The sequence below is a fragment of the Nocardioides sp. genome, assembly GCF_036503465.1.
Lineage (GTDB): Bacteria > Actinomycetota > Actinomycetes > Propionibacteriales > Nocardioidaceae > Nocardioides.
On sequence record NZ_DASXWU010000068.1, the window covers coordinates 1 to 2,022 of the forward strand.

The following is a 2,022-nucleotide window of genomic DNA, read 5'->3' on the forward strand; positions in this document are numbered from 1 at the left end:
GTAGCCCTCCATCACGCCCGGGCCCCGGATCAGGATCTCGTCGCCCTCGCCGAGCTTCACCTCGGACGCCGGGAAGACCGGGCCGACGGTCCCCATCCGGTAGTCGTCGGGGTGGTTGACGAAGGATCCGGCCGACGACTCCGTCAGCCCGTAGCCCTCGAGGATCAGGATGCCGGCGGCGTGGAACCACTCGGCGATGTCCTGGTTGAGCGCGGCCGCACCGGAGATGAAAAAGCGCACCCGCCCACCGAAGCGCTCCCGGATCTTGGCGAAGACCAGCTTGTCGAACAGTGCCCGCTGCGCGCTCAGGAGTACGCCGGGGCTGCGGCCCTCGCGCTTGGCCTTGTCGTAGGCGATCCCCACCGCGAACGCCCTCTTGAAGATCATCTCCTTGGCCCCGCCCTCGGCGGCCTGCATGGTGACGATCCGGGCGTGCGCCTTCTCGAAGATCCGCGGCGCCGCGCCCATGAACGTCGGCTTCACCACGCCCAGGTTGTCGACGATCCGGTCGATCCGGCCGTCGATCGCGCAGGCGAAGCCGCACGCCATCTGCGTCGACATCAGCACCTTGCCGAACGAGTGCGCCATCGGCAGCCAGCGGAACTCAAGGTCGTTCTCGCTCAGGATCCCCTGCGCCTCGATCGCCGAGCCTTCGTAGACCCACGAGCGGTGCTGCAGCCGCACCCCCTTGGGCCGGCCCGTCGTACCCGAGGTGTAGATCAGCGTCGCCAGCTGGTCGGGCCGGATCTTCTCGGCCGTCTCTCGGATCACGTCCGGGTGCTCGGCGAGGTAGCTGTCGCCGAGCACTCCGAGGTCCTCCAGCCCGATCACCCAGTCGCCGTCCGCCGCCCCTTGTCCCGAGCCCGTCGAAGGGTCGAAGGTGACGACCCTCGACAGGTGCGGCAGCTCGGACTTGTGCTTCCTCAGCTTGGCGACCTGCTCGTCGTCCTCGGCAAAGACGACCCGGCACTCCGAGTCGCCCAGGATGTACGCCGTGTCGTCGTCGTTGGTGGACGGGTACACCGTCGTCGTCGCCGCGGCCGCGCACATCACGGCCAGGTCGGCCAGGATCCACTCGTACCGCGTACCGGACGCGATCCCGACCCGCTGCTCCGGCTCCACGCCCAGTGACAGCAGCCCGGCCGCGAGCCGTGCGACCTGCTCCCCGGCCTCCGCCCAGGTCACCGAGTTCCACCGCTCCTCCTGACCGTCGGTCACCGGGTAGCGGAACGCCTCGCTGCGCGGGCTCCGATCGACGCGGTCGAGGAACTGCAGGGCGACGTTCGCGACCATGTGGTCGACGAAGCCGGAGTCGGTGGTGACGGGCACTGTCTCTCCTGGGGCGGGCACTCGGGCGCGGCGATCCGAAACCGTCAATCTAGTTGCTGCTACGCACGGGTAGCCAACGAGCCGACGGGCCGGGAGTCACTGCGGCGCCGCTCACTCCGCATCACTCACCTGGCGTCCGAGCACGAGCAGCCGGCCCTCGGCGTCGAGCGCCCCGGCGTCCCCGGTGCGCAGCCAGCCCTGCTCGAGGACGGCCTCGGTGTCGGCCGGGCGCCGGTGGTAGCCGTCCATCACCCCCGGCCCCGCGACCTCGATCTCGCCGCGGTCGGAGATGCGCACGTCGGTGCCAGGAACGGGCCGGCCGGCGGTACGGCTCCCCGCGTCGCCGGGCAGGGCGACGCTGACGGCACCGCCCGTCTCGGGCCGGCCGTAGGCCTCGACCACGGTGACCGCGTTTCCTTCGAAGAAGTCGGCGAGGTCCGCGTCCATCCCTCCGCCCGCCACCACCACGAACCGCAACCGGTCGCCGAACGTCTCCTGGACCTCGGCCCGCACCCGCTTGTCGATCGACTTCTGACGACGCAGCATCCCGCGCCGCTGGTTCTCCTCGATCCCGGTCCGCACCTGCTGGAGCATCGCGGGCGTCGCCGCGACGAACGTCGGCCGGACCAGGGCGAGGGAGGCGACCGAATGATCCGGCCTCCCCTCGAGAGCCGTCGGGAAGCCGCACGCCAG

General features: G+C 70.6%; 2 protein-coding genes. Both read right to left on the reverse strand.

All coding sequences use genetic code 11. The features are described 5' to 3' along the window. Positions 1-1,329: AMP-dependent synthetase/ligase (locus tag VGK78_RS13215; RefSeq protein WP_331528114.1), on the reverse strand; the 1,329-nt coding region annotated here is incomplete at its 3' end. A gap of 111 nt (positions 1,330-1,440) precedes the next feature. Further along, positions 1,441-2,022: AMP-binding protein (locus VGK78_RS13220; RefSeq protein WP_331528115.1), on the reverse strand; the 582-nt coding region annotated here is incomplete at its 5' end.